Raw genomic sequence first — 25,938 nt, 5'->3', positions numbered from 1 at the left:
CTGATTTTAAGAATGTTCTCACTTGTCAAGAGAGGAGAAATGTATGTCGAGAATTATAGGAGAGCATCATAAAAAATAAGAAAAACTCCAAAAAAAGAGTTTTTCTTAAAATAAATTTGCAATTGTGGTAAACCTAGAATACGACTGCGTTGCGCTCCGCGCGAAAGGACGGCAACCTGAGGGAGAGTTATTGCCACCTCTAACTACTTCTTAAACGTTTCTCTTTTTGCTCTCACATACTGATTTGGCCATTCCACATCATCTCCAAGAACCTGTGCGGCATGTGTTGGGAAGTAGGGATCACGTAATGATTCCCGGGCGATAAAAATCAGATCAGCTTTTTCTTGTTGCAAAATCTCTTCTGCCTGGTGAGCTTCAACAATTACACCTACTGCACCGGTATAAATGCCAATCTCATTCCTGATTTTATCTGCAAAAGGCACTTGATAGTTTGGTCCGGCTGGGATAACGGCATCAGGAACATTTCCACCAGATGAGGTATCAATTAAATCCACTCCTCTATCTTTTAATACTGCAGCCAATTGTAAAGAGTCATTCTCGTTCCATCCACCTTCTGTCCAATCGGTTGCCGAAATACGGACAAATAATGGCAGGTTATCTGGCCAGACCGATTGTACGGCTTCAACTACATCAATGACCAGGCGGATACGGTTTTCAAAACTTCCGCCGTAAACATCTGTACGCTTATTGCTCAAGGGACTAAAAAACTGATGGAGTAAATAACCATGGGCAGCATGTATTTCTACTACCTTATAGCCCGCATCAAGTGCCCGTTTTGCCGCCGCCCTGAAAGCAAAAACAATATCCTGAATTTCGGAAATCGTTAATTCATGCGGTTCCACCTGTCCAGGTTTAAAAGAAACTGCAGATGGACCAACCGGTTTCCAACTGTTTTCGCCTGCAGCAATTTGATCGCCACCATTCCACGGCACTTCACAGCTGGCTTTTCGGCCGGCATGCGCCAACTGAATACCTGCGACAGCACCATGATCATGAATAAAGGAAACGATCTGCTTCAGTTTTTCTACATGTTCATCTTTCCAGATACCCAAATCGGCATAGGTGATTCTTCCATCTGCAGTAACTGCTGACGCTTCCTGGATAATTAAACCTGCGCCGCCAACGGCACGGCTCCCTAAATGCACCAGGTGCCAATCGTTGGCAAAGCCATCAACAGCAGAATACTGACACATCGGCGAAATCACGATTCTATTTTTTAAGGTTACATCCTTTATGGTAAAAGGAGAAAATAATTTAGACATATTTTTTAATATTTTAACCACGAAGGGCACAGAGAAATACACAGAGTGCACCAATTTTTCTCCGTGAAAAACTTCGTGTGCTCTGTGGTTAATATTAGGACTAAAAGCCTGCGTTATTTAATTCGGTATTGATGAACTGAATTTCTTCAGCATTTAATTTTACGTTTATAGCGCCTGCATTTTGTACCGCTTGTTTTTCATTCCTTGCACCAACCAAAGCAATGGTGATACCTGGGCGTTCAACTGTCCAACGCAAAACCAATTGAGATAAGCTGGCATTTTTCTCGTCGGCCAACGGTTTTATTTTAGCTAAAAATGCATTTGTTTTTTCGATACTTTCTGGTGAGAAAAATTTATTTCCCTTCCGGTGGTCACCCTCTTCAAACTGATAATCAGCAGTCATTTTTCCGGTTAATAAACCGCGCTCCATCGGACTGTAAGCCAAAACAGATTTATTATTCTCGATGCAATATGGAACCGTTTCCGCCTCAACGCCACTGTTTACCATGCTAAATGGAATCTGGTTGGAAATAATTTCCAAAGTCTGATCTGCCTCTTTTAATTGCGCTGCATCATAATTGCATACGCCTGCATAACGTACCTTACCCTGCTCAATTAACCTGCTCACGGCTTCGAAAGTTTCGCTGATCGGCGTAGTTAAGTCTGGCCAGTGGATCTGGTAAAGATCTATATAATCGGTACCCAAGCGTTTTAATGATTGTTCGCACTCATAAATCACACTTTCTTTTCCGGCGTATTTATAAATATCAATGTCTTTTCCTTCATTGTTTTTACTCTTAAAGCCAAAATCGCCTTTTGCCAGATCCCAACGCATCCCGAATTTGGTTACCACTTGCAATTTATCGCGTGAAATACCTTTTATCGCATCGCCTACAATTTCTTCACTATCTCCCTGACCGTAAATGGGTGCGGTATCAATTGAAGTAACCCCTAAATCGTAACTGGCTTTTATAGCATTAATGGCATCGTTTCTGTCTGTGCTACCCCACATCCAACCGCCAGCGGCCCATGCTCCAAATGTAATAACTGAAAGTGCTAAATCTGAATTTCCAATTTTTCTGTATTCCATAATTATTTTTTAATGATTTGATCAACCGCACAACTGTTATGCGGTAAGTAAACGAGTAGTACCGATAAAAATGCCACATGGATGAGTTGTGAAGGCAGTGCCTCCCAATTCTCAATGAGCGTTGTTCCGAAGATCAGCATCAACGAAATTACGCCTGCCAATAATAATCCCTGCCGGGTAAATAAACCCAATATAATCATTAGCCCCGCTATAAATTCTGCAAAGGGCAAAATATAACTAAAGGGAACAATTAGTGTTTCAGGCAAATACGATTTTGAAAATTGGCCAACCATCCAATGGCTAAAACCTGCAAGTTTTGGTAAGCGGACCAAACCATGCCCGAAAAAACTTAAACCAATTGCTAATCGACTAAGCAGATATGCCCATTTTGTATCCATACTACATTGATGTACTACAAACATACAATCTCGGCATCAAGGATGTTTTAGTGCAACAATGATTAGACTGATATTTTACCTTTCAATGGCGGAGAGCAGAGGGCTCTGAGCAAAGTGCATGGTGCCCAAAAGCATATTAATGTCGTTTTTAACCACGGATAATCACAGAGCGCGTGACGTTAACTCGTAAATTAATTCTCTCATCCATTTTCCATATCCTATACCTGGCGCCAAACTTTTTTCACCAAAAATTTGGAGATAACAAAACAACATTATACTTTAGTGTATTATTTAACTAATACAGTAGATATGATCAATATTAACAATCTTAATTTTGGCTACAGTAAGCATAAGCCATTATTTAAAAATATGAGCATGCGGTTAAGCAACGGCCATATTTACGGTTTGCTCGGTAAAAACGGCGCCGGCAAATCAACTTTATTAAAAAACCTTGCTGGTTTAGTGTATGCCCAAAGTGGCACATTAGATGTATTGGGTTATGATCCTGCAAAAAGGCAGCCTGCACTGCTGGAGCAGATTTGTTTTATTCCTGAAGAATTTTATTTGCCAGCGGTAAAAATTAATGCATATATAAAAGCCAATGCTCCTTTTTATAAAAACTTCGACCACAGTTATTTCACTGCTCTGATCAAAGAATTTGATATTCCGGTTGAACAAAAACTCATTAATATGAGTTATGGCCAGAAGAAAAAAGTAATTATTGCCTTCGGATTAGCTACACAAGCTAAACTGGTGATTATGGACGAGCCGACCAATGGTTTGGATATTCCATCAAAGGCACAGTTCAGGAAAATTATGGCTTCGGCCATGACGGATGAGCGCTGCATTATCATTTCTACCCATCAGGTAAGAGACTTGGACAACCTGATTGACACGGTAATTATGCTTGATGAGAATGACATTGCCCTTAAAGCTACAGTACAAGAAATTACGGAAAAACTGACCTTTAAAAAAGTAAAGGAAATTGATGACAGCATCTTTTATGCTGAACCATCCCTCTCTGGTTATAATGCCGTAATGCCGAATTACCACCAGGAAGAAAGCAAATTAGATATGGAGCTACTTTTCAATGCTATTCTCGCCGAAAAAATCAAATTTAAACCTTTATTCAGCTAAGCCATGAACAACACTTTTAATATGAATCGATTTGGCTTATTGCTTAAAAGACAATGGCTCGAATTTGGAAAAATTTACCTGATCAGCCTTGTGGTATTGTTGGGAATTGTGATAGGATTTTACAGCTACAACATACCTTCGCCCTTTAAAAATAACAATTTTGATTACGACGGTAATCTTGATATGCGTTTCCGCTATCCCCTTTTCCTGATTTTGGGATTTGTTTTTATTAGTATAGTGGCCAGCAGCTATTTCAATATCCTCGGACAAAAATCAAGGGCCATTTTGGAACTGATGACACCTGCATCGGTATTTGAAAAATTTCTGGCAGGGGTAGTTTACACGGCATTAATAAGTTTATTTAGTTATCTATTGATCTTTTATCTGACCGACCTTGCCTTCGTAAAATACTTAAACGGGCATCTCAATGCTTTTAACCATCCAGGCATTAAGAAAGTCGAATCCATTCCCCAGGAGGTATTTCGTGATGAAGGATTTGGAAAATATTGGGGTTATTTCTTTGCTTTACCTTTTCTGATTACTAGCATCTTCCTATTGGGATCCATTTATTTCAATCGTTTCCATTATATTAAAACGGCCTTATCTGTTATGGTTTTTGTTGGCCTGGCATCCTACCTGGTTGTTAGATTTTCAGTCTGGCTGATGGAAAATAAAGTCCGCTACCACCATAACTTCAGAAATGATGATAAGGATCAGATTTTGTTGGCAATCTTACTGATAACAAGCCTCATCACGGTGATCATTTGGGCGATTACTTACATCCGCTTAAAAGAAAAAGAAGTTTAATTACAAAGGTATAGATATGGAATTTAGAGATAATAAAGCGATATACCTTCAGATAGCAGAATACGTTTGTGAACACATTTTGCTTGGAAAATGGAAGGCCGATGAGAAAGTTCCTTCGGTAAGGGAATTAGCTGTAGAAATGGAAGTAAACCCCAATACGGTAATGCGCACTTATGAGTTGCTGCAAAATAAAAACATCATCAAAAATAAAAGGGGAATAGGTTTTTTTGTAGATGAAGCTGCAACTGAACATGTAAAAAGCTACCGGAAGCAACAGTTTATAGCAGATGAGCTACCTGTAGTGTTCAGGAATATCTACCTGCTTAACATCGGTTTTGATGAGCTGGAAAACCAATATAAAACGTTTGTAAAAGAAAACTTTAACGCTTAAAAGAATGAAAACAAGTAATAAACTACTAATCGCAATTGCAGTGCTATTAATTGTTATACCAATTATAGTTGTAGGTATAAATGTAAAGTTGAATTATAAAGAAAGAGGAATTGAAGACACTTATTTTGGAACACAGCAGATCAATAATGAAACTTTAGAACAAAAATCGAAAGAGAGGCTAAGCATCCCCTTAAACACACCATTCAAAGCCATCCAATTTAAAGATGCAAAACATTTTAGCGTGCAACTTTTTGTAAAAGAAGACAGTAAATATGGTTTAAAAATTCCGGAGAAGTTTAAAAACGATTTAAAGTATGAAGTAGATGCCAAAGGTACACTTCAGCTTTCGATTCAAAATTTTCCTGAAGATAATGGAATAGAAAAAATTGTTATTGTGATTTACTGTCCAGCTATTAATGAGGTTTCGGTAGCAAACTCCAACATTTTAGAATTTAGTGCCCATTCAGATGCGATAACATTAAATGTAGATAATACAGAAGAGTTATTTTTAACAGGCAACATTACCCATACTGATCCAACCGGAAAAACAACTGAAATTAACCCCACTAAAATTGGCAAACTTTACCTTAACCTAAACAAAACTAAGTTTAATGGTTATACCAACGGTTTTAAAGACCTGTATATTATTGCAAATAAATCAGAAATTGAAATTGGAAACATGGAAGAAAACAGCCAAAAATCTTTTCCTTTTGATCACCTGAATATTAAAACCACAGATACATCTAGGGTAAAATTGCAAAATGTCAATCTAAAAACCTTTTCTGCTGATTTTTCAGACGCTACAACATTAGAGATCCCGACACCATTGCTTAAACAGCTTTTTAAGAAATAATTTTAATGAAAATGATAGGTTTTTATACTATAAATTATTTACCATTGACAAACTCCAATAGAATGGTCGTCGTTTCGACCGGAGCAACGCGAAGTGGAGAGATCTATCTAAACAGATTTCTCGACTGCGTTACACTCCGCTCGAAATGACGGTAACTTTAGAGAATTTTACGCGTAGATCAATTGCCGTCATTTATATTGACTTCCCTAAGGCAGACTGATGTATTAATGATATAGCCAACTTATTACGCTTTACTTTATATACAATACATCTTTTCTTCGGTTTTATAAAAAGGGCATGATTTTTAAGCTAACTAATTGGCAAAAGTTTAACTTGAGCCAATTAGTTTTTTACATTATTAGCCATCAATGAAGAGATACTTCCTGTTATTAGCACTTAGCCTGTTTATTTTTAGCCATGCACAGGCACAAAAAACTGATACGCTATCCATTACCCTTGATAATGTAAAATATCCCTACCCGGTTAAGTATTTCCCGATCAATACGGAAGGACAGGATATTAAAATGGCTTATATGGATGTTGCACCCACTTCAAATGCCAATGGCAAAACGGCTATCCTTTTTCATGGAAAAAACTTTGGCGGCTACTATTGGACCAACGTAATCAAGGCCCTAACCAATATTGGTTACCGGGTAATTGTTCCTGATCAGATTGGCTTCGGTAAATCATCTAAAGCATTTATTCATTACAGTTTCCACCAAATGGCGGCCTGGAACAAAAGACTTTTAGATACGCTTGGCGTTCAAAAAACCATAGTTCTGGGGCATAGCATGGGTGGTATGCTGGCCACCCGTTTCGCATTGATGTATCCTGAAAAAACAGAAAAGCTTTTACTTGAAAATCCGATCGGATTAGAGGACTATAAAACGTTTATCCCTTATATTACTACAGCACAACAATACCAAACGGAACTTAAAAGCACCGCCGAAAGCATACGAAAATACTACCAGGGTTCTTATTTTACTCACTGGAAACCCGAATATGAATATTTGGTAGACATTGCCGGAGGGGTTACCAATAGTTCTGACTACCCCCGCTGGGCTAAAGTAGCTGCACTCACCTATACTATGATTTATGAGCAACCTGTGGTATACGAATTTCAGAATTTAAAAGTGCCAACTGTTTTATTTATCGGTAAGGAAGATAAAACCATTGTTGGCAAAGCATTGCTTACTCCAGATCAACAGGCTCTACATGGACAGTATAAATTTTTAGGCAAACAGACTGCGGCCAAAATTATTGGTGCTAAAATTATCGAATTTGATGCCTGTGGACATATCCCGCACATTGAGATCCCAACTGAGTTCTTGGTGGCCTTAACGGGTAGTTTATAGTTTTAAAGACCTCGCAGGTCTTTAAAAACTGCGAGGTCTGAATAAATTAATTAATCTCTTTCCCAACAACTTTATTAATGCCCTGCATTTCAAAATCGATATCCTGTCCCATCGATTTCATTTTTCCATACAACTCTACCCGTAGGTGACTGTTCTGCACAATACCGGTTTTGATCTCGATAGATGTTTCACCAGAATTGGTTCCCTGTAAATCTGTTTCCATTTTGTTGCCCATTGCTTCAAAATTTCCTTTTGAAACCAATGTTCCTTTTACGCTCAATATAGCAATGCCATCCTTTACTTCTTTCAAAGTATATTGCATAATGGTTTCAATGGGCATACTCATTTGCATTTTGGTATCAATAGTCCAGCTATCGCCAATTTTAACCGCTTTATCGGGATAAATTTTAAATGACGATTCCATTGTCTGCTTTACTATTTCATTGCTAAATTGTTTACTTAAAGCATTTTTAAACTGTTTAACCTGACTGGTATCTTTACTCATCCTTACCGCCATATTATCCAACATCTTATCTATGCCAGCAACGGTTTTAACCACACCGGCCGGGCTTATCGTCATGTAAAAAGATTCGCCTTTTAATCCGCTAAAAGGATTCTTTTTGGTACTATCCTGATCATCAGAACTCAATGTCATGGCATTTCCCATTGCATTCGATTTCATAAACAACCTATTGTAGGTTACCTTTATATCTTTATCGCCGTTGTGTCCTTCGGTGATATCAAAAATGTAATCTGTACCAATGGTTTGCGTGGAGTTAATGCTTCTGCCCGCAATTTTCTGATTGATGATCTGATCTGAAACAAACGAAAAATCATACTTATTCCCTGTCGTGTAATTCTGCTTAAGCGAATATGTTTTTTGTGCCCACACACCAAGTGAGGCTAAACTGCAGAGCAATGTGATTATTATTTTCATCTTCCTTTGTTAATCAACTATCCGGCGGGTTGCTGGGCAAAAATACGACTCAACTGAAAATACAATTCGGGATGTTTATCTTTTAACAGCTCGGGGTTTTCAAAAAAATATTCAGAAACCACGGCAAAAAATTCGGCCTGATTGGTCATGGCATAAGGGTTAATATCCGATTTGTTATCTGCAATTTTTTCCATTTCCTCATGCATCATTTTAATCCATGGTAAAGTGTACTCATGTGCCAATAAATTCTCCGGAACACCATCAGTTGCCCCATCAGATTTATCTAAAAGATGTACAAATTCATGTATGGCTGTATTTTCTTTGCCAGCACTTTTAGAAAAACCATGGCGCAATGCCGAACGCGATAAAATCATTTGTCCGTTCATATAACCTGTACCCACCATGCCCATAATATTCCTTTCGCCGTTATCAAACTGAAAATCCTTATTAAAAGTATCCGGATACAATAAAACGCTGGTCAGGTTTTTGTATTCCCAATTGTCGAAACCAAAAATGGGTATTACCGCACTCGAAGCAATCAGTAACTCATCTAATGTGGTCATTTCCAAACCAACCGGTTCAATTTTAACCGTACTGAAAAATGCGGCTATTTTTTCTTCAAATCTACGTTTATCTGTCGAATCAAGATTATGGTAATAACTCACGTAGTCGTCGAGTATTTTTTTGTCTACATCGGTTAAAGGCGTTACTGCCACTTTCTTTTTCTTCAGGATTAAATAAAGGGCAATCAGAAAAATTGGAATGAGGTATATAAAAGGGAGAGAATTCATGCTCAGGATTATGATATTGCAGGGCTTTCTATAATTTCAATTTGTGTTAAAACATCCGCTCGCGTTACGGGATAAGGTTTATTGTTGGCTATCGCCTGGTAAACGGCTTCAAAAAGCGGTAAATAACTTCCTATTTCCGACGGAATGTGCTCCTCGGTTTTCTTTCCGTCAGCATCAATGGTAGTTAATAAACCTTCTTTATTTGCAGGCTCAATGCCATAATCCGGATCGGTTAATTTCATGCCAGCCAACAACTGTTCTTCCTGAATATCGGCTCTTTGTTTAATAAAGCTGCCATTTACGCCGTGTAAAATAAAGGCTGCCTGCGAATTTACTACCAACATGCTCGAAGTAACAAAAACATACACGCTATCAGGATAAGTTAATTGGATCGAAAAATAATCATCTACTAAAGTGCCGGCCCTATTTTTACCTAAAATTTTATGATAACTTAAAGGTTTGCCAAAAAGGCTGATTACCTGATCTAAAAGGTGTGGTCCCAAATCGTATAGAAGTCCGCTGGCCTCTACAGGGGTTTCTTTAAATACTTTTGGTCCAATTACGTTACGGTAACGATCATAACGCAAATGCACTTCAACCAGTTTACCCAATTTACCACTTCCAATCACCTTACGTACAGATGTAAAATCACTGTCCCAGCGGCGGTTCTGGTAAAAGAAAATTTGTTTGCCTACACTATCGGCCAACTCGAAAAGCTCTTTTGCCTGCGCTGTTGTAGCGGTAAAAGGTTTTTCTACTAAAATATGTTTGTTTTTATTCAAGGCTGCTTTTGCATGTTCGTAATGGAGATTGTTCGGAGTGTTAATTACGATTAGCTCTATTTCCTCGTCATTCAGGAGTTCATCAACACTATTGTAGCTTATAATAGCAGGATAGTCGTTTACCGCGTTTTTATGGCTGCGTTCTACTATAGCCTTTAAGTTGAAGCCGCTGTGTGCCTGCAAAAAGGGGGCGTGAAAAACCTTCCCCGACATGCCGTAAGCTAATAAACCCGCATTAATTGTTTTATTGATATTCGTATCCATAGGTTATAAATGTAACCAAAAATACCATTACCATTCAAGGCTAAGTGTTAAAAAGCCTAAACGTTTTACTTAAGGCTTACACGTTTTTACACTATCTTTGCTGGCATGAAACCGTCGGAGATTAATGCCAAGTGGAAAGTTTTACAGGAAAGGATTTCAACTGAATTTGATTCAGATTTTCCTGATTTAAAGGTAATGCTTTTTCTCATCGGCGTTCAGGAACTGGGCAAGGGGCCGAAGAAATACAGTAAACGCCAGAAAGAAGAGCTCATGCACATTGCTACCTGCCGCTTATTGAGCGAAATGGGATTTTATGAACTGGAAGGATTGGACCAGGATGGCTGGCCGCACTGGAAATTAATCAAAGCCATTCCACCTTATACCATGTTGGAGCAGGAAATGCTGATGAAATCGCTGGTGGTGAGTTATTTTGAAGATATTTATTCGTAGTGAGGAATTTTAGTTACTTTTCCTAACGGGATCATCATGCGGCGTTTTAGCTTCCGGGCACAACCCAGATTATCTAAACGATATAATAGTATCGGACATCCCAACTTAAAGTCGGGATAAAGCGAATGGCGGCGCTATCTGAACCGATATGCACAGGAACCTGCTTTCCAAAAATAAAATATATTCAGTCATATGAGAACATCAGACACCACAAATAGCGTTGTTGAATCTTAAATGAAAAAACCCCAGTGCTTGTACACTGGGGCTGCATATATATTGACCTCATAGGTAGAGGGAATTTTCGATATTATCCTTGTTTTTGTGCCGTAGCTTTTAAAGCATCGTTGGCAACAATTACGATTTCTACACGACGGTTAGCTGCGCGGCCTGCATCAGTAGTATTATCGGCAATTGGCTCAGCAAAACCTTTACCAATGGTTACTAATCTCGATGATGGAACACCTTGAGAAACAGCATAAGCTTTAACTGCAGCTGCTCTTCTTTCTGAAAGCCCCATGTTATATTGTTCAGTACCTTTGTTATCGGTATGGCCGATAATTTTGATATCTGTATCAGGATATTGATTTAATGAAGAAGCTAAACTCTGAATATTGGTTTTGGCTGCATCTTTTAAAGCGGTTTTATCGAAATCGAATAAAATACCACTGTCAAATTTCACAATAATACCTTCGCCTTCACGGATCACTTCTGCGTTAGGAATAGCTTTTTGAATTTCAGCAGCCTGTCTGTCCATTCTACGACCGATAAAAGCACCTGCTGTACCACCTATAGCACCACCAATTAACGCACCCACTGCTGTGTTACCAGCCTTTTTACCAATTAATGCACCAATTACACCACCTGCTGCTGCACCAATACCGGCACCTTTTTGTGTTTTAGTTAAACTATCACAACTTTGAAATGCCATCGACCCCACAGCTAATCCTATACTTAATGTCGCTATTCTTACTTTTGAAATACTCATGATATGCTAGATTTATAATTTCCACCAACACATTCAAACACAATGCCAAAAACTATCAGCACGCTGTTTTCGCACCTTTTTATCTCCATTCACAATAAACCGAATGTTGTTTATACAAAAAAGAGTCCCAATAACTCAGGACCCTTTGCACACATTGTATCATTCTTAGTACAAAAAATTAAGCTGAAAAATAACTCTCCAACTCTTTTAAAGTATTTTCATCTGTTTTAAAATCTTTGATTACCTGTCCTTTTTCGACCAGCACAATGCGACTACAAACATCGGTAACATGGTTTAAATCATGGCTAGAGATAAAAGTAGTCATGTTTCCTGCCTGTGCTTTCAACAAATTCTTTAAGCGGATCTGCGTGGTTGGATCGAGATTGGCAAAAGGCTCATCAAGGATTAATATTTCAGGCTTTTGCATTAAAGCGGCAGCAATACCTACTTTAACCTGGTTCCCTTTACTAAAATCGCGTATGTACTTTCCGCTGTTCAGGATTTCGCCATTAAAAAACTCTCCATATTGGTTAAGGTATGCAGAAACATCGGCAATGCTTAAATTGTGTAAACTTCCGATAAAGATAAAATACTCTTCAGGTGTTAGATAATCGATCAGGAAACCCTCGTCCAGAAAAGATGCAGTGTAATTTTTCCAGTTATCATTTTGCATTACATTTTCACCTTTCGATAAAACCTCACCTGTAGTTGGGCGGATTAAGTCTAAAAGCATCCTAAAGAATGTAGTTTTACCGGCACCGTTATTCCCTACTAAACCTACGGTTTCTCCGGCAGCAATCTGTAGATCTTCGATGTTTACAACGGTTTTATCGCCATAAACTTTTTGTAATTTCTTAACTTCTAAAATCATAATTATTCTCTAAAGCCTTCGGCTATTTTATATCGTTGTTTTTCAAGTCTTTTAGCAATATAGTTTACCCAGAAGCCCCTTAACAAGAGCATGGCCAAACCGAATACGCCCACTACAGCCAGGCCCCAGTAAGGTTTATTTAATATGCCAAATGGCACATACATGATAATAGGTGTAAGTGCATAAGGAAACATCAAAAGCCATTGGGTAGCACCGGTTCCCTGATAGTTAAAGCTTGCGGCTTTGGTAATATCTAATCTTTTATAATTTAAAGTAGCCAGGTAAAGTACCACTACTGTTCCAAACCCAATATTATAAAAATAAGCAGCCAGGTGCAGGAGCAATAATTTTGGACTTAAAAATCCATAAAAACTTGCCAGTACGGTAATAATGGTACAGCCAATAGTAAAAAGCAAAAATTTAGCCTTAATGTAATCTTTAAAATTGATTTTGTTGGCCAATATACCATCAAAGTGGGCACTTTGCCAGGCAAACATAAACTGTCCATAAATAATGATCGAGATACCTGTCATAAATATAGCGCCAAACATCATCTGGCCAAAGGCATCGCTATTGATCGCCTTTTCCTTATAAAAGATAAACCCGTAAAAAAGGAAAAAGAAGCCCATAATCACTGCTGATCGTGGACGTTTATGACGGAGAATTAATTTTAATTCTAAAGCAGCCAGTTCGCCAACTTTACCAAAGCGGTTAAGGAAAGCATAATCGGTACTGCCTTTTTTCTCCTGTTTGGCACTCAGCTCTTCCACGTATAAATTTTTACGCAGGAAACCAGCATTGAAATAAAATATAGCAACAGCTGCGAGCGTAAATGCAAATCCATATGCAGGCTGTGCGGCGATGCCTTTGAATACGAAATCAGAAACTGCCATGATAGAAATAACCTTATAATATTCTAAAGCAGCAAAAGCAGCAATAACAACCAGTCCGAAAAAGGTATAAAGGGTATTAGTAATTGATTTACGTTTAATATACAATACGAGGTAATTGTTAAAAACCATTATTGAAAGTATCGAAACGATATACATGATGGTGGTAACAGCACCTAAGTTTGGCGCAATCTGCGTAAAGCAGAAAGGCAGAAAAATAAAAAAAGGCCAAAGGTTAAAGGCAGAAAATAGTGCTTTAACATTTAAAAAACTGATGATTTTGCTTCTCGAAATCCTTAAATGCAAATAAGGAATAATGCTTAGTGTAGGCAGTTCCTGAAATTGTAAACGCATGATAAAATCGAATGCAAAATAATAAAGGATAATGCCATTGAAACTGGAGATTACCGTTTTGTTTGGAAAAATTTGTGGCAGAAAATGCGACATTCCAAAACCTACGCCAACAGCGATGGCAAAGAAGTAAAGCAGAACGAAACCCAAAACAATCTGGCCAGCAATACTACCGCCCCTGTTTCGCGAACGCCAGAAAGATTTTCTTTGATGGCTTAAAAAAGTACTCAGCATATTTAGTTTAGGTGTTTGATTTTAGTCAATATACCTATTAGTATGCATTTGGAAGAAATTGTTACACTAATATTTGTATTTGCCTTTCCAGTTCTGTCTAAGCTTTTCGCGCAGTTTCTCTTCTGCAGGGTTTTTACCCGGATCGTAGAGTTTTGTGCCGCTTAATTCTTCAGGAAAATATTCTTGTGGCGAAAAATTGCTTTCATAGCCGTGTGAATACTGGTAATCTTTTCCATAGCCGATATTTTTCATTAATTTGGTGGGTGCATTGCGGATATGAAGCGGCACAGGCAGATTACCAGTTTGTTTAACCAAAGCCTGCGCCTTGTTAATGGCTTCGTAAGAGGCATTACTTTTTGGCGAACTGGCCAGATAAGTCACACATTGCGACAAAATAATCCGCGCCTCGGGATAACCGATTACATTTACTGCCGTAAAACAATTATTGGCCAATAACAGCGCATTAGGATTGGCATTGCCGATATCTTCTGAAGACAAAATCAACAACCGGCGGGCAATAAAAAGCGGATCTTCTCCTCCTTCAATCATCCTGGCCAACCAATACACGGCAGCATTGGGGTCGCTGCCGCGGATTGATTTGATGAATGCCGAAATGATATCGTAATGCTGTTCTCCGGCTTTATCATAAAGCGCAAGGTTCTGTTGCGCATGGGCCAGCACATTCTCATTGGTCAGCACGATTTTATTACCACCGATGCCATTAATGGCAATTTCGAGCACATTTAATAATTTTCTTGCATCACCTCCAGATAAACGGATTAAAGCTTCGTGTTCTTTGATGGTGATTTTTTTTTCTACAAGAACCGCATCTTTTTTAATGGCGGTTTGCAACAAGCCCACCAATTCTTCTTCGGTAAGGGATTTTAAAATGTAAACCTGACAACGGGAAAGCAAAGCGGAAATAACTTCGAAAGATGGATTTTCTGTCGTAGCGCCAATCAAAGTAACCAGGCCCCGTTCTACAGCTCCCAATAAACTATCCTGTTGTGATTTACTGAAACGATGAATCTCATCAATAAACAGAATAGGTAAACCCAAAAAGCTATCTTTTAGTTGTGCGGCCCGATCAATCACTTCGCGGATATCTTTCACGCCGCTATTAATGGCACTTAAGTTAAAAAAGGGCCGGTCTAATGCCTGCGAAATGATATAGGCCAAAGTGGTTTTACCAACTCCGGGAGGTCCCCAAAAAATCATCGATGGCAGCTGACCGCTTTCAATCGCTTTGCGCAATACCGCGCCCGCTCCTACCAAATGCTGCTGACCAACATACTCATTAAGGTTTTGAGGGCGCATACGTTCGGCTAAGGGAGGCAGGTTTTGCATAATGGTAAATATATAAAAATTGAATATTTTGTTTGTAGACAATTTACTAACCAAATAGGTGTGGGATAAGTTTGCTACAGATGCGCAGATTAACAAGGAAGTAAATTATCGGTAAATTCTTTTATCGTCCGCGTTTGCAACGCGGACGAAGGAGAATGGCGATTTAATCGCCACCTTTCTGCATTACAAATGCAAATCTCAACAATCCTCGTTACAAACGAAGACCATTTGGGTCAGGGTGACGATCGCACATAAAAAGAGCAAAATGCTAATCCTCTATCTTCGAATGGCGCTTCGTATCTTTCATGGTCGTGTATAAAACCAGCGAGATTAAAATACATCCGGTTACATACCAGTAAAAATAACTTTCGTGACCAATATTTTTAAACCAAAGTGCGAAATATTCTGCCGTCCCACCGAAAATAGCAACAGTTAAAGCATAAGGTAAACCAACGCCCAAAGCCCTGATTTCGGCAGGAAACAGCTCGGCCTTCACCACCGCATTAATACTGGTATAACCACTCACAATAATTAAGGCACCAATCATCAATAAAAAAATAATGGCGGTATTGGTCTCTCCAGCCAGGCCCGTTAAAATCGGATAGGTACATAAGGTACCTAATACCCCGAAACCAACTAACAGGGGCTTCCTGCCGATTTTATCAGATAACAGACCGAAGAGCGGCTGCATGATGGCAAAAACCAACAGCGAAACAAATGATAATGTGGTAGAAGTTTCTTTACTCAGATGAACGGTATTCACCAGAAACTTTTGCATATAAGTGCTAAACGTATAAAAGGCGATGGTCCCACCTAATGTTAAGCCCACTACGGTAAAAATCTCTTTCGGATACTTTAACAGTATGGCCATTCCACCTTTTTTGTCTTCGGTATTTTTATTTTTAAAGGCAGCAGTTTCATCAATATGCCTCCGCAGGTATAATGCAATAAAAGAAAGCACAGCACCAATAAAAAAGGGGATCCTCCAGCCCCAGGCATGCAATTGTGCAGAAGTAAGCAGCCAGTTTTGCAACACCAACTGGATGCCTAAAGCCAATAACTGTCCGCCGATAAGCGTTACATATTGAAAGCTGGAATAAAATCCCCGATGTTTTTTGGTGGCCATTTCGCTGAGGTAGGTAGCAGAAGTTCCATATTCGCCACCAGTACTCAAGCCCTGAATCAATCTGGCCAAAACGAGCAATAATGGAGCAGCAATACCAATCCTTTTGTAACCTGGAGTTAAACCAATCATTAAAGATCCTATGGCCATAATCAGCACTGAAATCATCATCGAATGTTTCCTGCCTAACTTATCGGCAATACTTCCAAATAACCAGCCTCCAATGGGGCGCATTAAAAATCCTACGGCAAAAATTCCGGCTGTGTTTAATAACTGCGCAGTTGGATTGCTGTTCGGGAAAAAGGCAGGTGAAAAATAAAGTGCAAAAGCAGAATAGGTATACCAATCGTACCATTCAACCAGATTCCCAACAGCGCCTCCGAAGATAGATTTTAGCCGGTATCCTGCCTCCTTAACTTCATTTTGCTGTACTGTTTTTTCCATATTCAAAAACGATTGATTGAGTGATTACCAGAAAGACTGAATGGGAACACTTTGAATGATAAATAAAACATAGTCCTAACAATTCTGTTCTTAATCAAAAATATGATAATTTTATAAAGAAAGAGCCGAGTGATATTCATCATCACTCATTTCATCATTCAAAAATTCAATCATTACCACGATGAAAGATAACTTTTCTACCCAATCTGCCGATTACGCCATCTACCGGCCAACTTATCCACAGGAATTATACGATTATCTGTTTGCCCTGGTAAAAAATAAAGAAACGGCATGGGATTGTGCCACAGGAAATGGCCAGGTTGCACGTGTATTGGCGCAGCACTTTACTGCGGTTTATGCAACAGACATTAGCGAAAATCAATTAAAAAATGCTTTACAGCTGCCAAACATCACTTATAAAGAAGAACCCGCAGAACAAACCTCGGTGGAGAATAATAGTTTCGATTTAATCACGGTAGCGCAGGCCATCCATTGGTTTAATTTCGAGGCATTTTATGCCGAAGTAAAAAGAACATTAAAGCCAAATGGACTTTTAGCGGTAATTGGTTATGGTTTAATGGTTATTGATAAAAAGGTAGACGTGGCTGTACATAAACTTTATGAAGATATCTTAGGCAAATACTGGGACAGTGAACGCCATTATATTGAAGAAGGTTACAAAACCATTCCCTTCCCTTTTGAAGAAATTATTGCACCACATTTCCAGATCAAAACCACCTGGAATTTTAAACAGTTAATCGGTTATTTAAATACCTGGTCTTCCTTGCAACATTATAAAAAAGCCAATGAGCGCAACCCATTGGAGTATATGCTTACCGAGTTAAAGGAAGCCTGGGGTGATGATGCGGAGAAGGATGTTCATTTCCCTGTTTTACTGCGGGTTGGACGATGAATTTAACCACGATTATAGCTGAATCTCACTTTTTCCGTCATCCTGAACTTGTTTCAGGATCTATTTTTTCAGTAGTTACACATTGGATCGCTTCTAATTTCATGATCATATTAATCACAGAGGAAACAGTGATAGGACACAGAGACCGCTGAGCCGGATAAGGCTATCTGACTATAACCTCTTTTACTCTGTGAAAACTCTAGTGATCTCTGTGGTTAATTAAACTTCTATTTCAACAACTCCAGAATACCTAAAACAGTCAGTTTTTTCTGCTCCCCAGTTTGCATATCCTTTAACGTCAGTTCGCCGCTGGCAATTTCATCGCCACCAATTAAAATCACATAAGGAATGTTCTTGGCATCAGCATAAGCCATTTGTTTTTTCAGTTTCGCCGAACTTGGATATAATTCTGCTGCAATCCCGGCATTTCTAAGCTGCTGAACGATCGGCAAGGCATATTTCTCCGCTTCTGCATCGAAATTACTGATCAAAACTTTTGTTCCCACTTCTGCCGAAGCAGGAAAAAGGTTCAATTCTTCCAATACATCATAAATACGGTCGGCACCAAAAGAAACACCCACGCCTGTTAAGCCTTTTAAACCGAACATACCGGTTAAATCGTCGTAACGACCACCTCCACCAATGCTGCCCATGGCCACTTCGTTGGTTTTAACCTCGAAAATACAGCCGGTATAATAATTTAATCCACGGGCCAATGTAATGTCTAACTCTAATTTAGCAGTTAAAGGTAAGCCATAAGCAATCAGACCTTCTACGTAGTCAAAAACCTGTTCTATTTCTGCAATACCCTTTAAACCGGTTTCAGATTCAGCTAAAACTTCTTTCAGGCTGGCCAGTTTTTCCTCATTAAAACCTTCTAACAAAATTACCGGACGGAGTTTTTCTAAATCCTGTTCGGTGAAACCACGCTCTAACAATTCTTTACTTACCCCATCCAAACCGATTTTATCCAGTTTATCGATGGCTACCGTCATATCGATAATCAAGTCTGGCTTACCGATAATTTCGGCAATACCTGATAAAATTTTGCGGTTATTAATCTTGATGGTGAAATCCTTTAAGCCCAATTTGCTTAAGGCCTCGTTGTAAATCAAAATAAATTCGGCTTCGTTTAATAAACTTTCAGAACCCACCACATCCACATCACACTGGTAAAACTCACGGTACCTGCCTTTTTGAGGACGATCGGCACGCCAAACCGGCTGCACCTGAAAACGTTTAAAAGGCAAAGTAATTTCGTGCTGGTGCATCACTACATAACGCGCAAAAGGCACTGTTAAATCGTAACGGAGCGCTTTTTCAGAGATTAAAGGAATCAGCTTGTTACTATTATCTTCTTCAGCAAAATCGAAGGATTTCTTTTTCGGATCTTTAAGATACTCCCCGCTATTTAAAATTTTAAAAATCAGTTTATCGCCTTCATCACCATATTTTCCCGTTAGGGTAGAAAGATTCTCGAAACTCGGCGTCTGGATTTCGGCATAACCGTATTTCCTAAAAACCGTTTTAATGGTGTCGTAAATAAAGTTGCGTTTTACCATTTCAACCGGAGTAAAATCGCGGGTTCCTTTTGCTAATGAGGGTTTAATAACTGACATAGCCGCAAAAGTACAAAAATGTAAGGTTTAAACCTTGCAGGTTTTTAATGGCCTTATTAAAAACGATAAGTTATATAAATACATAAGGGTTAATTGCCAACTGGTTTGGGCGTTCCCCAAGCTACGCAAGGGTCGGGCTTTTCAGGGCTACGCTTCGCTCCGGTACCGATGAAAGATCGGTACTGAACCCTTACAATCCCTAACGCGAACTTTGCTTTTCAGACTGCGCAGATTTGTGAAACCAGCAAGGTTTGAAAAGTCATTTCCCCAACACCTCTTTTACCATTTCCCTGTTTGGTTTACTTACTGGGATTTTATCGCCATTATTCATCAACAGTGTTCCACCATCTTCTTTTAGCCAGCTTTTTACAAATTTTGGGTTAACGAGGTGGCTTTGATGTGTCCGTACAAAGCCCTGGGGTTTAAGCAGATCGGAATATTCTTTTAATGATTTTGAAATCAATAGTTGATCGCCATCGCTAAAAAAGAAATTGGTATAGTTGTTATCTGCCTCGCATCTTACAATTTCATCAGTACTGACGTACCTGATTTCGTTCTGTTGAGGCAATGCAATCCTGGCATTTATCTTACTTAATCCTATCTTTTCTTTTACCTGTGGATTTTTATGTACTATAGGAGGCGCAAAATTGATGGCAACTGTATTTGGCGCTGCCGTGGGCTGCGTACGGTTCCGTCTGATCAAAAAATAGATCAACATAAAAATACCTCCAAAAAAACAAAAAAAGATTAGGCCTGCTATCAAAAGCGTGATGATTTCGGGCACACCTAAATTAGCTCCATATGCAATATGAATACCATAAGTAAGTATAAAAATAAATCCAATAGATATTCTATTCTTCATTTCGAGTAGCCTTAGCCTTTTTAATCAAATTTACACATAATAAAACAATGCCGACCATTATAGCAATAGCCATAAATCCAATGACTAGAATAAGAATAATTTCCGGCATACCAATGGCTGCTGCATAAGAAACCTGTAGACCAAAAGCAATAACAAAAAAGAATAAGAAGAATAACTGTTTCATAATAATTGATTTAAATGTTAACGAAAGTAATTGCGTACTGCACATTTAAAAATCAATCTTGAGCATCTGGTAGGTTTTGATGAGAATTAATAAAGAGCCTTTTAGTATTTTATTAAACCTCACAGGTTTTGAAAACCTGCGAGGTTTGAAATTTCATTTCCCTAACACTACTTTCACAATTTCCCTGTTAGGTTTAATTACCTGTAAGATGTAAACCCAATCCGTATTGGTCAGTCTGAGCGGAGTCGAAGACTTATACGAAATTTCTATAAATAGAAAGATCCTTCGTTGCACTCAGGATGACAGCTTTTTCTATTTAGCGCTAACTTAATTAGAAATATCATCCCCCAGCCTTTTTCACCTTATAACCATCCTTTTGCAAAATACCCATCACTTTATCGCGCACATCACCCTGGATCATAATTTCGCCATCTTTAACCGATCCACCAACGCCACATTTGGTCTTCAGCATTTTGCCCAACACCTCTAAATCTTCCGAACGGCCTCGAAAACCAGTAATTAACGTTACTGCTTTACCACCACGGTTCTTTTTATCCAGCATCACTCTTAAATCCTGCTGGTTATTTGGCGAGGTAACGGTATCATCTACTTCTTCTTCGTACTCGAATTCAGGATTGGTAGAATACATAATTCCGCCAAGATCGCTTAAACTATTTTTCTTTGGTTTCATGGTTATAATGTAATGCGGAGCGTGTAATTGGATGGTGGTTAACGGTTAATTGTTTAATCGGTTAATTGTATGGCCTAATTGTTAGATTGTTATATCTTTATTTACAAACAGCCAACTTCAGACTAATGCTGGTTATTGGTTAATAGTCTGGTGAATCCGAACTCCAAACCCTCAACTCTAAACTCAACTAGGGCACAATTACTTTAAGTGAAAGTGGCTTCACCATCGCTTCAATCTCCACGCCCATTTGCAAAGGCTCCCCATCTACATGCACAGCTCCTGCAGTTTCTCTTGTAATTTTAATGTTTTTACCCTTAATAATTTCAATCATATCTGATGTTTCGGCCTTCCCATTTAACATTACATAACCCAATAATGGTAATTTTATTATCGGAAAAGGTTTAATAATACAAACATCCAGTAACCCATCTTTCACCGATGCATTTGGTGCAATGAACACATCATTTCCGTACTGTGATGAATTGGCAATACTAATGGCGAAGGCTTTTCGGGTATAAGCCTTGCCGTCTATAGCTAATTGATAAGTTTGCGCTTTGTAATTAAAAACCTCCTTAAAACCCAGTTTTACATAGCCCGATAATCCTCTTTTTTTATCTTTCGAAAAAACAGCACTTAGGTGGGCATCGAAACCCATTCCGGCCAGATTGAAAAAACATTTTTTGTTAAACTCGGCCGTATCAATTTCATCAATCTTAAAATTATTGATAATAGAAAGTGCATACCTTAAGTTTTTGGAGATATTTAAAAAGCGTGCGAGGCCATTGCCTGACCCCAATGGTAAAATTCCCAGAATTTTATTGTGCTTCAACACTTTTGTGGCTACTTCATTTATGGTACCATCGCCACCTGCAGCAATAATTACATCGAAGTTTTTGGTAGCGGCTTCATCTGCGAGTTCGCCTGCATGACCAACATATTCGCTGAAAACGAAGTTGGGACTAAATTTTTCCTTATCCAGGTATTTGTCGATAAAATCGGGAATGCGGAGTTTTCCCCTCCCACCAGAGATAGGGTTGATGATAAAGAGAATATTGATCTTTGTGTGCAAAGTGTAAGATTGAGTGCACAAAATAATCTATAATTTTTGAAATAAAGAAAATATGCTAATTTTGCGACAGTAAAAAGTGGATTGATTTGCTATCCCGATACCTCGGGACCGGATTGCAACCACTTAAAAAAATTGCTAATGCCTCCTTTCAATCATTTCAACACCTGTTTCCAAGGGGTTTGGCAATTATAAATTTGTTTATTTATCATTAATTATTTAATAAATGTCATATTTATTTACATCAGAATCTGTTTCTGAAGGTCACCCAGATAAAATCGCCGATCAAATTTCGGATGCATTAATTGATAACTTTTTGGCTTTCGATCCAGAATCAAAAGTAGCTTGCGAAACTTTGGTAACTACGGGTCAGGTTATTTTGGCGGGTGAGGTAAAATCTAAAACATATTTGGATGTACAGCAAATTGCGCGTGATGTAATCAAGAAAATTGGTTACACCAAAAGCGAATATATGTTTGAGGCTAACTCTTGTGGCATTTTATCGGCTATACACGAGCAATCTCAAGATATTAACCAAGGTGTAGACAGAAGTAGTAAAGAAGAACAAGGCGCAGGCGATCAAGGTATGATGTTTGGTTATGCAACAAACGAAACTGAAGATTATATGCCTTTGGCATTAAACCTTTCTCATAAATTATTACAGGAACTTGCTGTTTTACGTCGTGAGAACAAAGAAATTACTTATCTACGCCCTGATGCAAAAAGCCAGGTGACTTTAGAATATGACGATAACAACAAACCTGTTCGCATTGATGCCATTGTAATTTCTACACAACATGATGATTTTGATGAAGAAGCAACCATGTTGGCCAAAATCAAAACTGATCTGGTTAACATTTTAATCCCCCGCATCATTAAAAACAATCCGCAATATGCACACTTGTTTAATGATCAAATCGAATACCATATTAACCCAACTGGTAAATTTGTAATTGGTGGTCCGCATGGCGATACGGGCTTAACCGGTAGAAAAATCATTGTGGATACTTACGGTGGCAAAGGTGCTCATGGAGGTGGGGCTTTCTCGGGTAAAGATCCAAGTAAAGTAGATAGAAGTGCGGCTTACGCCACCCGTCATATCGCTAAAAATTTAGTGGCTGCCGGCATTGCCGATGAAATTTTGGTTCAGGTATCATACGCAATCGGTGTGGCAAAACCAATGGGTATTTACATCAATACTTACGGAACGGGTAAAGTAGGTAAAACAGATGGCGAGATTGCTAAAATTGTAGAATCGATTTTCGATATGCGTCCTTACTTTATTGAGCAACGTTTAAAGTTAAGAAACCCAATTTACAGCGAAACTGCAGCTTACGGACACATGGGCCGTACGCCAGAAACGGTTACCAAAACTTTTAGAACACCAAACGGTGAAGAAAAAACAGTTTCAGTTGATTTGTTTACCTGGGAGAAATTAGATTACGTAGATCAGGTTAAAGCTGCTTTCGGTATTTAATTCTCAAATAAATAAATAATAAGGCGTTTTGCAACATTGCAGAACGCCTTTTTTGTTATAGTGAAGCCAGATGTAACGATCTGCCAGTAAAAATCTCTGTTAGATGGCAATATCTAACACCACCAGATCCATATATCCGATTCTATGTTTGGTGGCTCACCAAACAGCAGAAAACCATTGATATTTTTTTGTAAAGCAAGGTTCCTCATCTATCGGTCCCGAAAGCCCCGCCATCCGCTTTACCTCACTGCGTTCGGTGCCCGCTCCTGTCAGGTTTATTTAACCCGGGGCTGGTGCTTAAAGGCCAAACTGACGAAGTTTCACTTAGCCTAAGCCGGGGCCAACTTCGTCAATTCTCTAGCTCACCTGCTCAACCTAACATCATGGCAAAAACCTAACTTATCTAAACCCCCGCCTGTACGGGCAGGTGATTGAAGCGGGACTACAAGCAAAAAGCAGGGCGAACATTAAAAAGATACTGTAACTGCTTTCCAAAAACAATACCGATGTCTACACCATTCCATATTCAATCCCGGTTAGACGCTACCAAGGAGACAATGGACAACAATTAAGATTATAAAAAGGGCTCAAAATTAAAATAAGAAAAATTAGAGATTGTTATTTTTCATGAACGACAACTCTTTTTCGGCAAAATGATCATCGTCTATGCTATAAGATTTAATATCTGCGATCTTCATTTCATCAACCACATCCACAAAATTTTGAAACTTAGCCGTTTTGCCTGGTTTAATGATCACGATCATATGCTTTGATGGATCGTTCTGATGGGTAGCTGCAACCAATAGCTTATTCGCCATAATCTCTTTTTGCAGATCTGCCACAGGCATCACTTTCATATTACCCTTTTCAAAAGTACCCATGTAAGAAACAGCCTTATTATCTTTGCCCAGTACAATGGTCATGGTGCGCGATTCGGGATAATTTGCTGTTATATTAATATCCGTCTTATCTGGCTTTGCAATATCGGCAGCATTTAACTGGCTCAGCGTTGTGGTGAGCATAAAAAATGTGGTCAATAAAAACATGAGGTCTACCATTGCAGTAAGATCCACCCTTGGTGCTGCTTTTTTGGTTCTTCCTTTCACGGCCTTGCCGCTTTGAGATTCGTTTAGAGTTGCCATAATGATTTAGGTTTTTTAATGATGATGACACCCTTGGTCAAATTGCATAAAAAAAGCGGTTAAAATTTTAACCGCTTGAGAAAGGCCAGTAACGACCGACTATTTTAATGCAAATTATTTCACCGCTTCTATTACACCACAGCCCACCCGCGGTCCCGAGTTACCCGTTGGTTGGGTGGTATAATCATCTGTACCGCCATGTACAATAATTCCCCTGCCAATAATATTTTTAATATCGCCATCTTTAATACTCCACCTATCGGTAGTAACCGAAAGTGTGGCGTGGCCTTTACCATCTAACATGATGTTGCCAATATCGCCACTGTGGTAAGCTGCTGATCCCCATTTGCCATGGGCTTCTTTTGTTGGGTTCCAGTGGCCATGTGTATTTTCGCCCATATTACCGCAGTCGCCGTGCTCGTGAAAATGTACCGCCACGTTGCTATCTGCACGCGCTGCAAAATTCATTTCAATATCCATCTTAATTTTCCCATCGCTCAATTGATAAAACTTTGCCGTTCCGATGGTTTTCGTATTGTCAGCTGTTTCGGTCAAAGTGGCTTGCGCAATTTCTTTATCGGTTTTGGTACAGGCACTTGCAAGCGCAACTCCTGCAATTGCCAGGCTTAAAAGATATTTTTTCATATGATTAAATTTAGTTTAAAAAAGAACAGATGGACAATCATTTAGTTTGCTTTAAAAAAATGATAGCAAAACCATTTCGCGCACCACTTGTTTAATTACTATAAAAAAGTATACTATGGAACAGCCAAATGAAATGAACACTTTAAGTCAAATTTTGGAAAAATTGAGGCTGAAAGGAAAAGATAACGAATTAAAAATATCTGATCACGGGAAAATGCAAAGTAAATCGCTCGGAAAAATTTACAAGCCTGAAGATTTAACTATTGTTAAAACGTATCGGTTTGAAGGCGATTCAGACCCTGCAGACAATTCGGTATTGTATTTAGTTGAAGATCAGGACAAAAATATTGGATATATACTAGATGCTTATGGCATATATTCTGATAATGAAGGGCCGGCATTTGATGATTTTTTAAAGAAAATCCCAACAGAAAACAGAGACGAACAGGAACTGTTCTGTTAATAACTTCAGCATATAGTAGTAAGGAGAAGCAGCGTAATCTGATTCTCCTTTTTTTATTTTAAATGCCTAGCAGTCTATAATTCCCCTAATTTT

27 protein-coding genes are annotated in these 25,938 nt (G+C 38.8%); 9 read left to right on the top strand and 18 right to left on the bottom strand.

What is annotated here, in order from left to right; all coding sequences use genetic code 11:
* Window positions 1-203 precede the first annotated feature (203 nt).
* The 3 genes from namA to BLR60_RS22395 form a co-directional block, all read right to left on the bottom strand.
* A complete protein-coding gene (namA, locus tag BLR60_RS22405) occupies window positions 204-1,283 on the bottom strand; it encodes an NADPH dehydrogenase NamA (protein ID WP_090504062.1) in 1,080 nt (359 codons plus the stop codon).
* Between the two features lie 100 nt (window positions 1,284-1,383).
* The gene (locus BLR60_RS22400) at window positions 1,384-2,373 is read right to left on the bottom strand and encodes an aldo/keto reductase (RefSeq protein WP_090504059.1); all 990 of its coding nucleotides are present in this window, start codon (window positions 2,371-2,373) and stop codon (window positions 1,384-1,386) included.
* A 2-nt stretch (window positions 2,374-2,375) separates the two neighbouring features.
* Entirely contained in the window at window positions 2,376-2,771 is a 396-nt protein-coding gene (locus tag BLR60_RS22395; protein ID WP_090504057.1) for a DoxX family protein, read from the bottom strand.
* A gap of 309 nt (window positions 2,772-3,080) precedes the next feature.
* On the opposite strand from BLR60_RS22395, the gene BLR60_RS22390 reads away from it, so the two are divergent.
* The 5 genes from BLR60_RS22390 to BLR60_RS22370 all read left to right on the top strand — a co-directional run bounded on the left by BLR60_RS22390 (window position 3,081) and on the right by BLR60_RS22370 (window position 7,314).
* Complete coding sequence (locus tag BLR60_RS22390; RefSeq protein WP_090504055.1) at window positions 3,081-3,908, top strand: ABC transporter ATP-binding protein; 828 nt, start codon at window positions 3,081-3,083, stop codon at window positions 3,906-3,908.
* 3 nt (window positions 3,909-3,911) lie between these two features.
* On the top strand, window positions 3,912-4,715 hold the full coding sequence (locus tag BLR60_RS22385; RefSeq protein WP_090504052.1) for a hypothetical protein: 804 nt from the start codon (window positions 3,912-3,914) through the stop codon (window positions 4,713-4,715).
* A gap of 16 nt (window positions 4,716-4,731) precedes the next feature.
* A complete protein-coding gene (locus BLR60_RS22380) occupies window positions 4,732-5,106 on the top strand; it encodes a GntR family transcriptional regulator (protein WP_090504050.1) in 375 nt (124 codons plus the stop codon).
* A 4-nt stretch (window positions 5,107-5,110) separates the two neighbouring features.
* Entirely contained in the window at window positions 5,111-5,959 is an 849-nt protein-coding gene (locus BLR60_RS22375; RefSeq protein WP_090504047.1) for a hypothetical protein, read from the top strand.
* Window positions 5,960-6,327: 368 nt separating this feature from the next.
* A complete protein-coding gene (locus BLR60_RS22370; protein WP_090504043.1) occupies window positions 6,328-7,314 on the top strand; it encodes an alpha/beta fold hydrolase in 987 nt (328 codons plus the stop codon).
* Window positions 7,315-7,360: 46 nt separating this feature from the next.
* Here the strand turns inward: BLR60_RS22370 and BLR60_RS22365 are convergent, their stop codons facing one another.
* From BLR60_RS22365 to BLR60_RS22355, 3 genes are read right to left on the bottom strand one after another with little or no spacing between them, the layout of a single operon-like run.
* The gene (locus tag BLR60_RS22365; protein ID WP_090504041.1) at window positions 7,361-8,251 is read right to left on the bottom strand and encodes a DUF6263 family protein; all 891 of its coding nucleotides are present in this window, start codon (window positions 8,249-8,251) and stop codon (window positions 7,361-7,363) included.
* Window positions 8,252-8,268: 17 nt separating this feature from the next.
* Window positions 8,269-9,042, bottom strand: a complete 774-nt coding sequence (locus tag BLR60_RS22360) for a M90 family metallopeptidase (protein WP_090504038.1) — start codon at window positions 9,040-9,042, stop codon at window positions 8,269-8,271.
* 8 nt (window positions 9,043-9,050) lie between these two features.
* Window positions 9,051-10,088, bottom strand: a complete 1,038-nt coding sequence (locus BLR60_RS22355; protein ID WP_090504035.1) for a Gfo/Idh/MocA family oxidoreductase — start codon at window positions 10,086-10,088, stop codon at window positions 9,051-9,053.
* 105 nt (window positions 10,089-10,193) lie between these two features.
* Here BLR60_RS22355 and BLR60_RS22350 point away from each other — a divergent pair, with 105 nt between their 5' ends.
* On the top strand, window positions 10,194-10,538 hold the full coding sequence (locus tag BLR60_RS22350; RefSeq protein ID WP_090504033.1) for a hypothetical protein: 345 nt from the start codon (window positions 10,194-10,196) through the stop codon (window positions 10,536-10,538).
* 307 nt (window positions 10,539-10,845) lie between these two features.
* Here the strand turns inward: BLR60_RS22350 and BLR60_RS22345 are convergent, their stop codons facing one another.
* The 5 genes from BLR60_RS22345 to BLR60_RS22325 form a co-directional block, all read right to left on the bottom strand.
* Window positions 10,846-11,523 (bottom strand): YiaD family glycine zipper/OmpA-like lipoprotein, encoded by a 678-nt coding sequence (locus tag BLR60_RS22345; RefSeq protein ID WP_090504031.1) that lies wholly within the window; start codon window positions 11,521-11,523, stop codon window positions 10,846-10,848.
* A 178-nt stretch (window positions 11,524-11,701) separates the two neighbouring features.
* A complete protein-coding gene (locus BLR60_RS22340; RefSeq protein ID WP_090504028.1) occupies window positions 11,702-12,394 on the bottom strand; it encodes an ABC transporter ATP-binding protein in 693 nt (230 codons plus the stop codon).
* A 2-nt stretch (window positions 12,395-12,396) separates the two neighbouring features.
* Entirely contained in the window at window positions 12,397-13,869 is a 1,473-nt protein-coding gene (locus BLR60_RS22335) for a DUF5687 family protein (RefSeq protein ID WP_090504026.1), read from the bottom strand.
* 66 nt (window positions 13,870-13,935) lie between these two features.
* On the bottom strand, window positions 13,936-15,216 hold the full coding sequence (locus BLR60_RS22330; protein WP_090504023.1) for a replication-associated recombination protein A: 1,281 nt from the start codon (window positions 15,214-15,216) through the stop codon (window positions 13,936-13,938).
* A gap of 268 nt (window positions 15,217-15,484) precedes the next feature.
* On the bottom strand, window positions 15,485-16,783 hold the full coding sequence (locus BLR60_RS22325) for an MFS transporter (protein ID WP_090504021.1): 1,299 nt from the start codon (window positions 16,781-16,783) through the stop codon (window positions 15,485-15,487).
* 181 nt (window positions 16,784-16,964) lie between these two features.
* Between BLR60_RS22325 and BLR60_RS22320 the strand changes: the two genes are divergently transcribed.
* A complete protein-coding gene (locus BLR60_RS22320; protein ID WP_090504018.1) occupies window positions 16,965-17,696 on the top strand; it encodes a class I SAM-dependent methyltransferase in 732 nt (243 codons plus the stop codon).
* 227 nt (window positions 17,697-17,923) lie between these two features.
* Here BLR60_RS22320 and hisS read toward each other — a convergent pair whose 3' ends face one another.
* From hisS to BLR60_RS22295, 5 genes are all read right to left on the bottom strand, one after another.
* Complete coding sequence (gene hisS, locus BLR60_RS22315) at window positions 17,924-19,315, bottom strand: histidine--tRNA ligase (protein ID WP_090504016.1); 1,392 nt, start codon at window positions 19,313-19,315, stop codon at window positions 17,924-17,926.
* A gap of 259 nt (window positions 19,316-19,574) precedes the next feature.
* Window positions 19,575-20,177: a LytR/AlgR family response regulator transcription factor gene (locus BLR60_RS25260; RefSeq protein ID WP_244155727.1), complete on the bottom strand. Its 603-nt coding sequence runs from the start codon at window positions 20,175-20,177 to the stop codon at window positions 19,575-19,577.
* Window positions 20,167-20,361 (bottom strand): hypothetical protein, encoded by a 195-nt coding sequence (locus BLR60_RS22305; RefSeq protein WP_090504013.1) that lies wholly within the window; start codon window positions 20,359-20,361, stop codon window positions 20,167-20,169. Before BLR60_RS22305 ends, BLR60_RS25260 begins: the two co-directional genes overlap by 11 nt.
* A gap of 340 nt (window positions 20,362-20,701) precedes the next feature.
* Window positions 20,702-21,052, bottom strand: coding sequence for a translation initiation factor (locus BLR60_RS22300; RefSeq protein WP_090504011.1), 351 nt, complete (start codon window positions 21,050-21,052; stop codon window positions 20,702-20,704).
* 187 nt (window positions 21,053-21,239) lie between these two features.
* Window positions 21,240-22,121 carry a diacylglycerol/lipid kinase family protein gene (locus tag BLR60_RS22295; RefSeq protein ID WP_244155726.1) on the bottom strand — a complete coding sequence of 294 codons (882 nt, stop codon included), beginning with the start codon at window positions 22,119-22,121 and terminating at the stop codon, window positions 21,240-21,242.
* Between the two features lie 223 nt (window positions 22,122-22,344).
* Between BLR60_RS22295 and metK the strand changes: the two genes are divergently transcribed.
* Entirely contained in the window at window positions 22,345-23,595 is a 1,251-nt protein-coding gene (gene metK, locus BLR60_RS22290; protein WP_090504005.1) for a methionine adenosyltransferase, read from the top strand.
* 608 nt (window positions 23,596-24,203) lie between these two features.
* On the opposite strand, the gene BLR60_RS22285 is transcribed toward metK, so the two are convergent.
* Both BLR60_RS22285 and BLR60_RS22280 read right to left on the bottom strand, forming a co-directional pair.
* Window positions 24,204-24,737: a biopolymer transporter ExbD gene (locus tag BLR60_RS22285; protein WP_090504002.1), complete on the bottom strand. Its 534-nt coding sequence runs from the start codon at window positions 24,735-24,737 to the stop codon at window positions 24,204-24,206.
* Window positions 24,738-24,851: 114 nt separating this feature from the next.
* A complete protein-coding gene (locus tag BLR60_RS22280) occupies window positions 24,852-25,382 on the bottom strand; it encodes a superoxide dismutase family protein (RefSeq protein ID WP_090503999.1) in 531 nt (176 codons plus the stop codon).
* 115 nt (window positions 25,383-25,497) lie between these two features.
* On the opposite strand from BLR60_RS22280, the gene BLR60_RS22275 reads away from it, so the two are divergent.
* A complete protein-coding gene (locus BLR60_RS22275; protein WP_090503997.1) occupies window positions 25,498-25,845 on the top strand; it encodes a hypothetical protein in 348 nt (115 codons plus the stop codon).
* Window positions 25,846-25,938: the final 93 nt, after the last annotated feature.

It is taken from the genome of Pedobacter terrae (assembly GCF_900100705.1).
Classification (GTDB): domain Bacteria; phylum Bacteroidota; class Bacteroidia; order Sphingobacteriales; family Sphingobacteriaceae; genus Pedobacter; species Pedobacter terrae.
The sequence above is the reverse complement of the archived record's forward strand: the minus strand, read 5'-3'. Positions and strand labels throughout refer to the sequence as shown.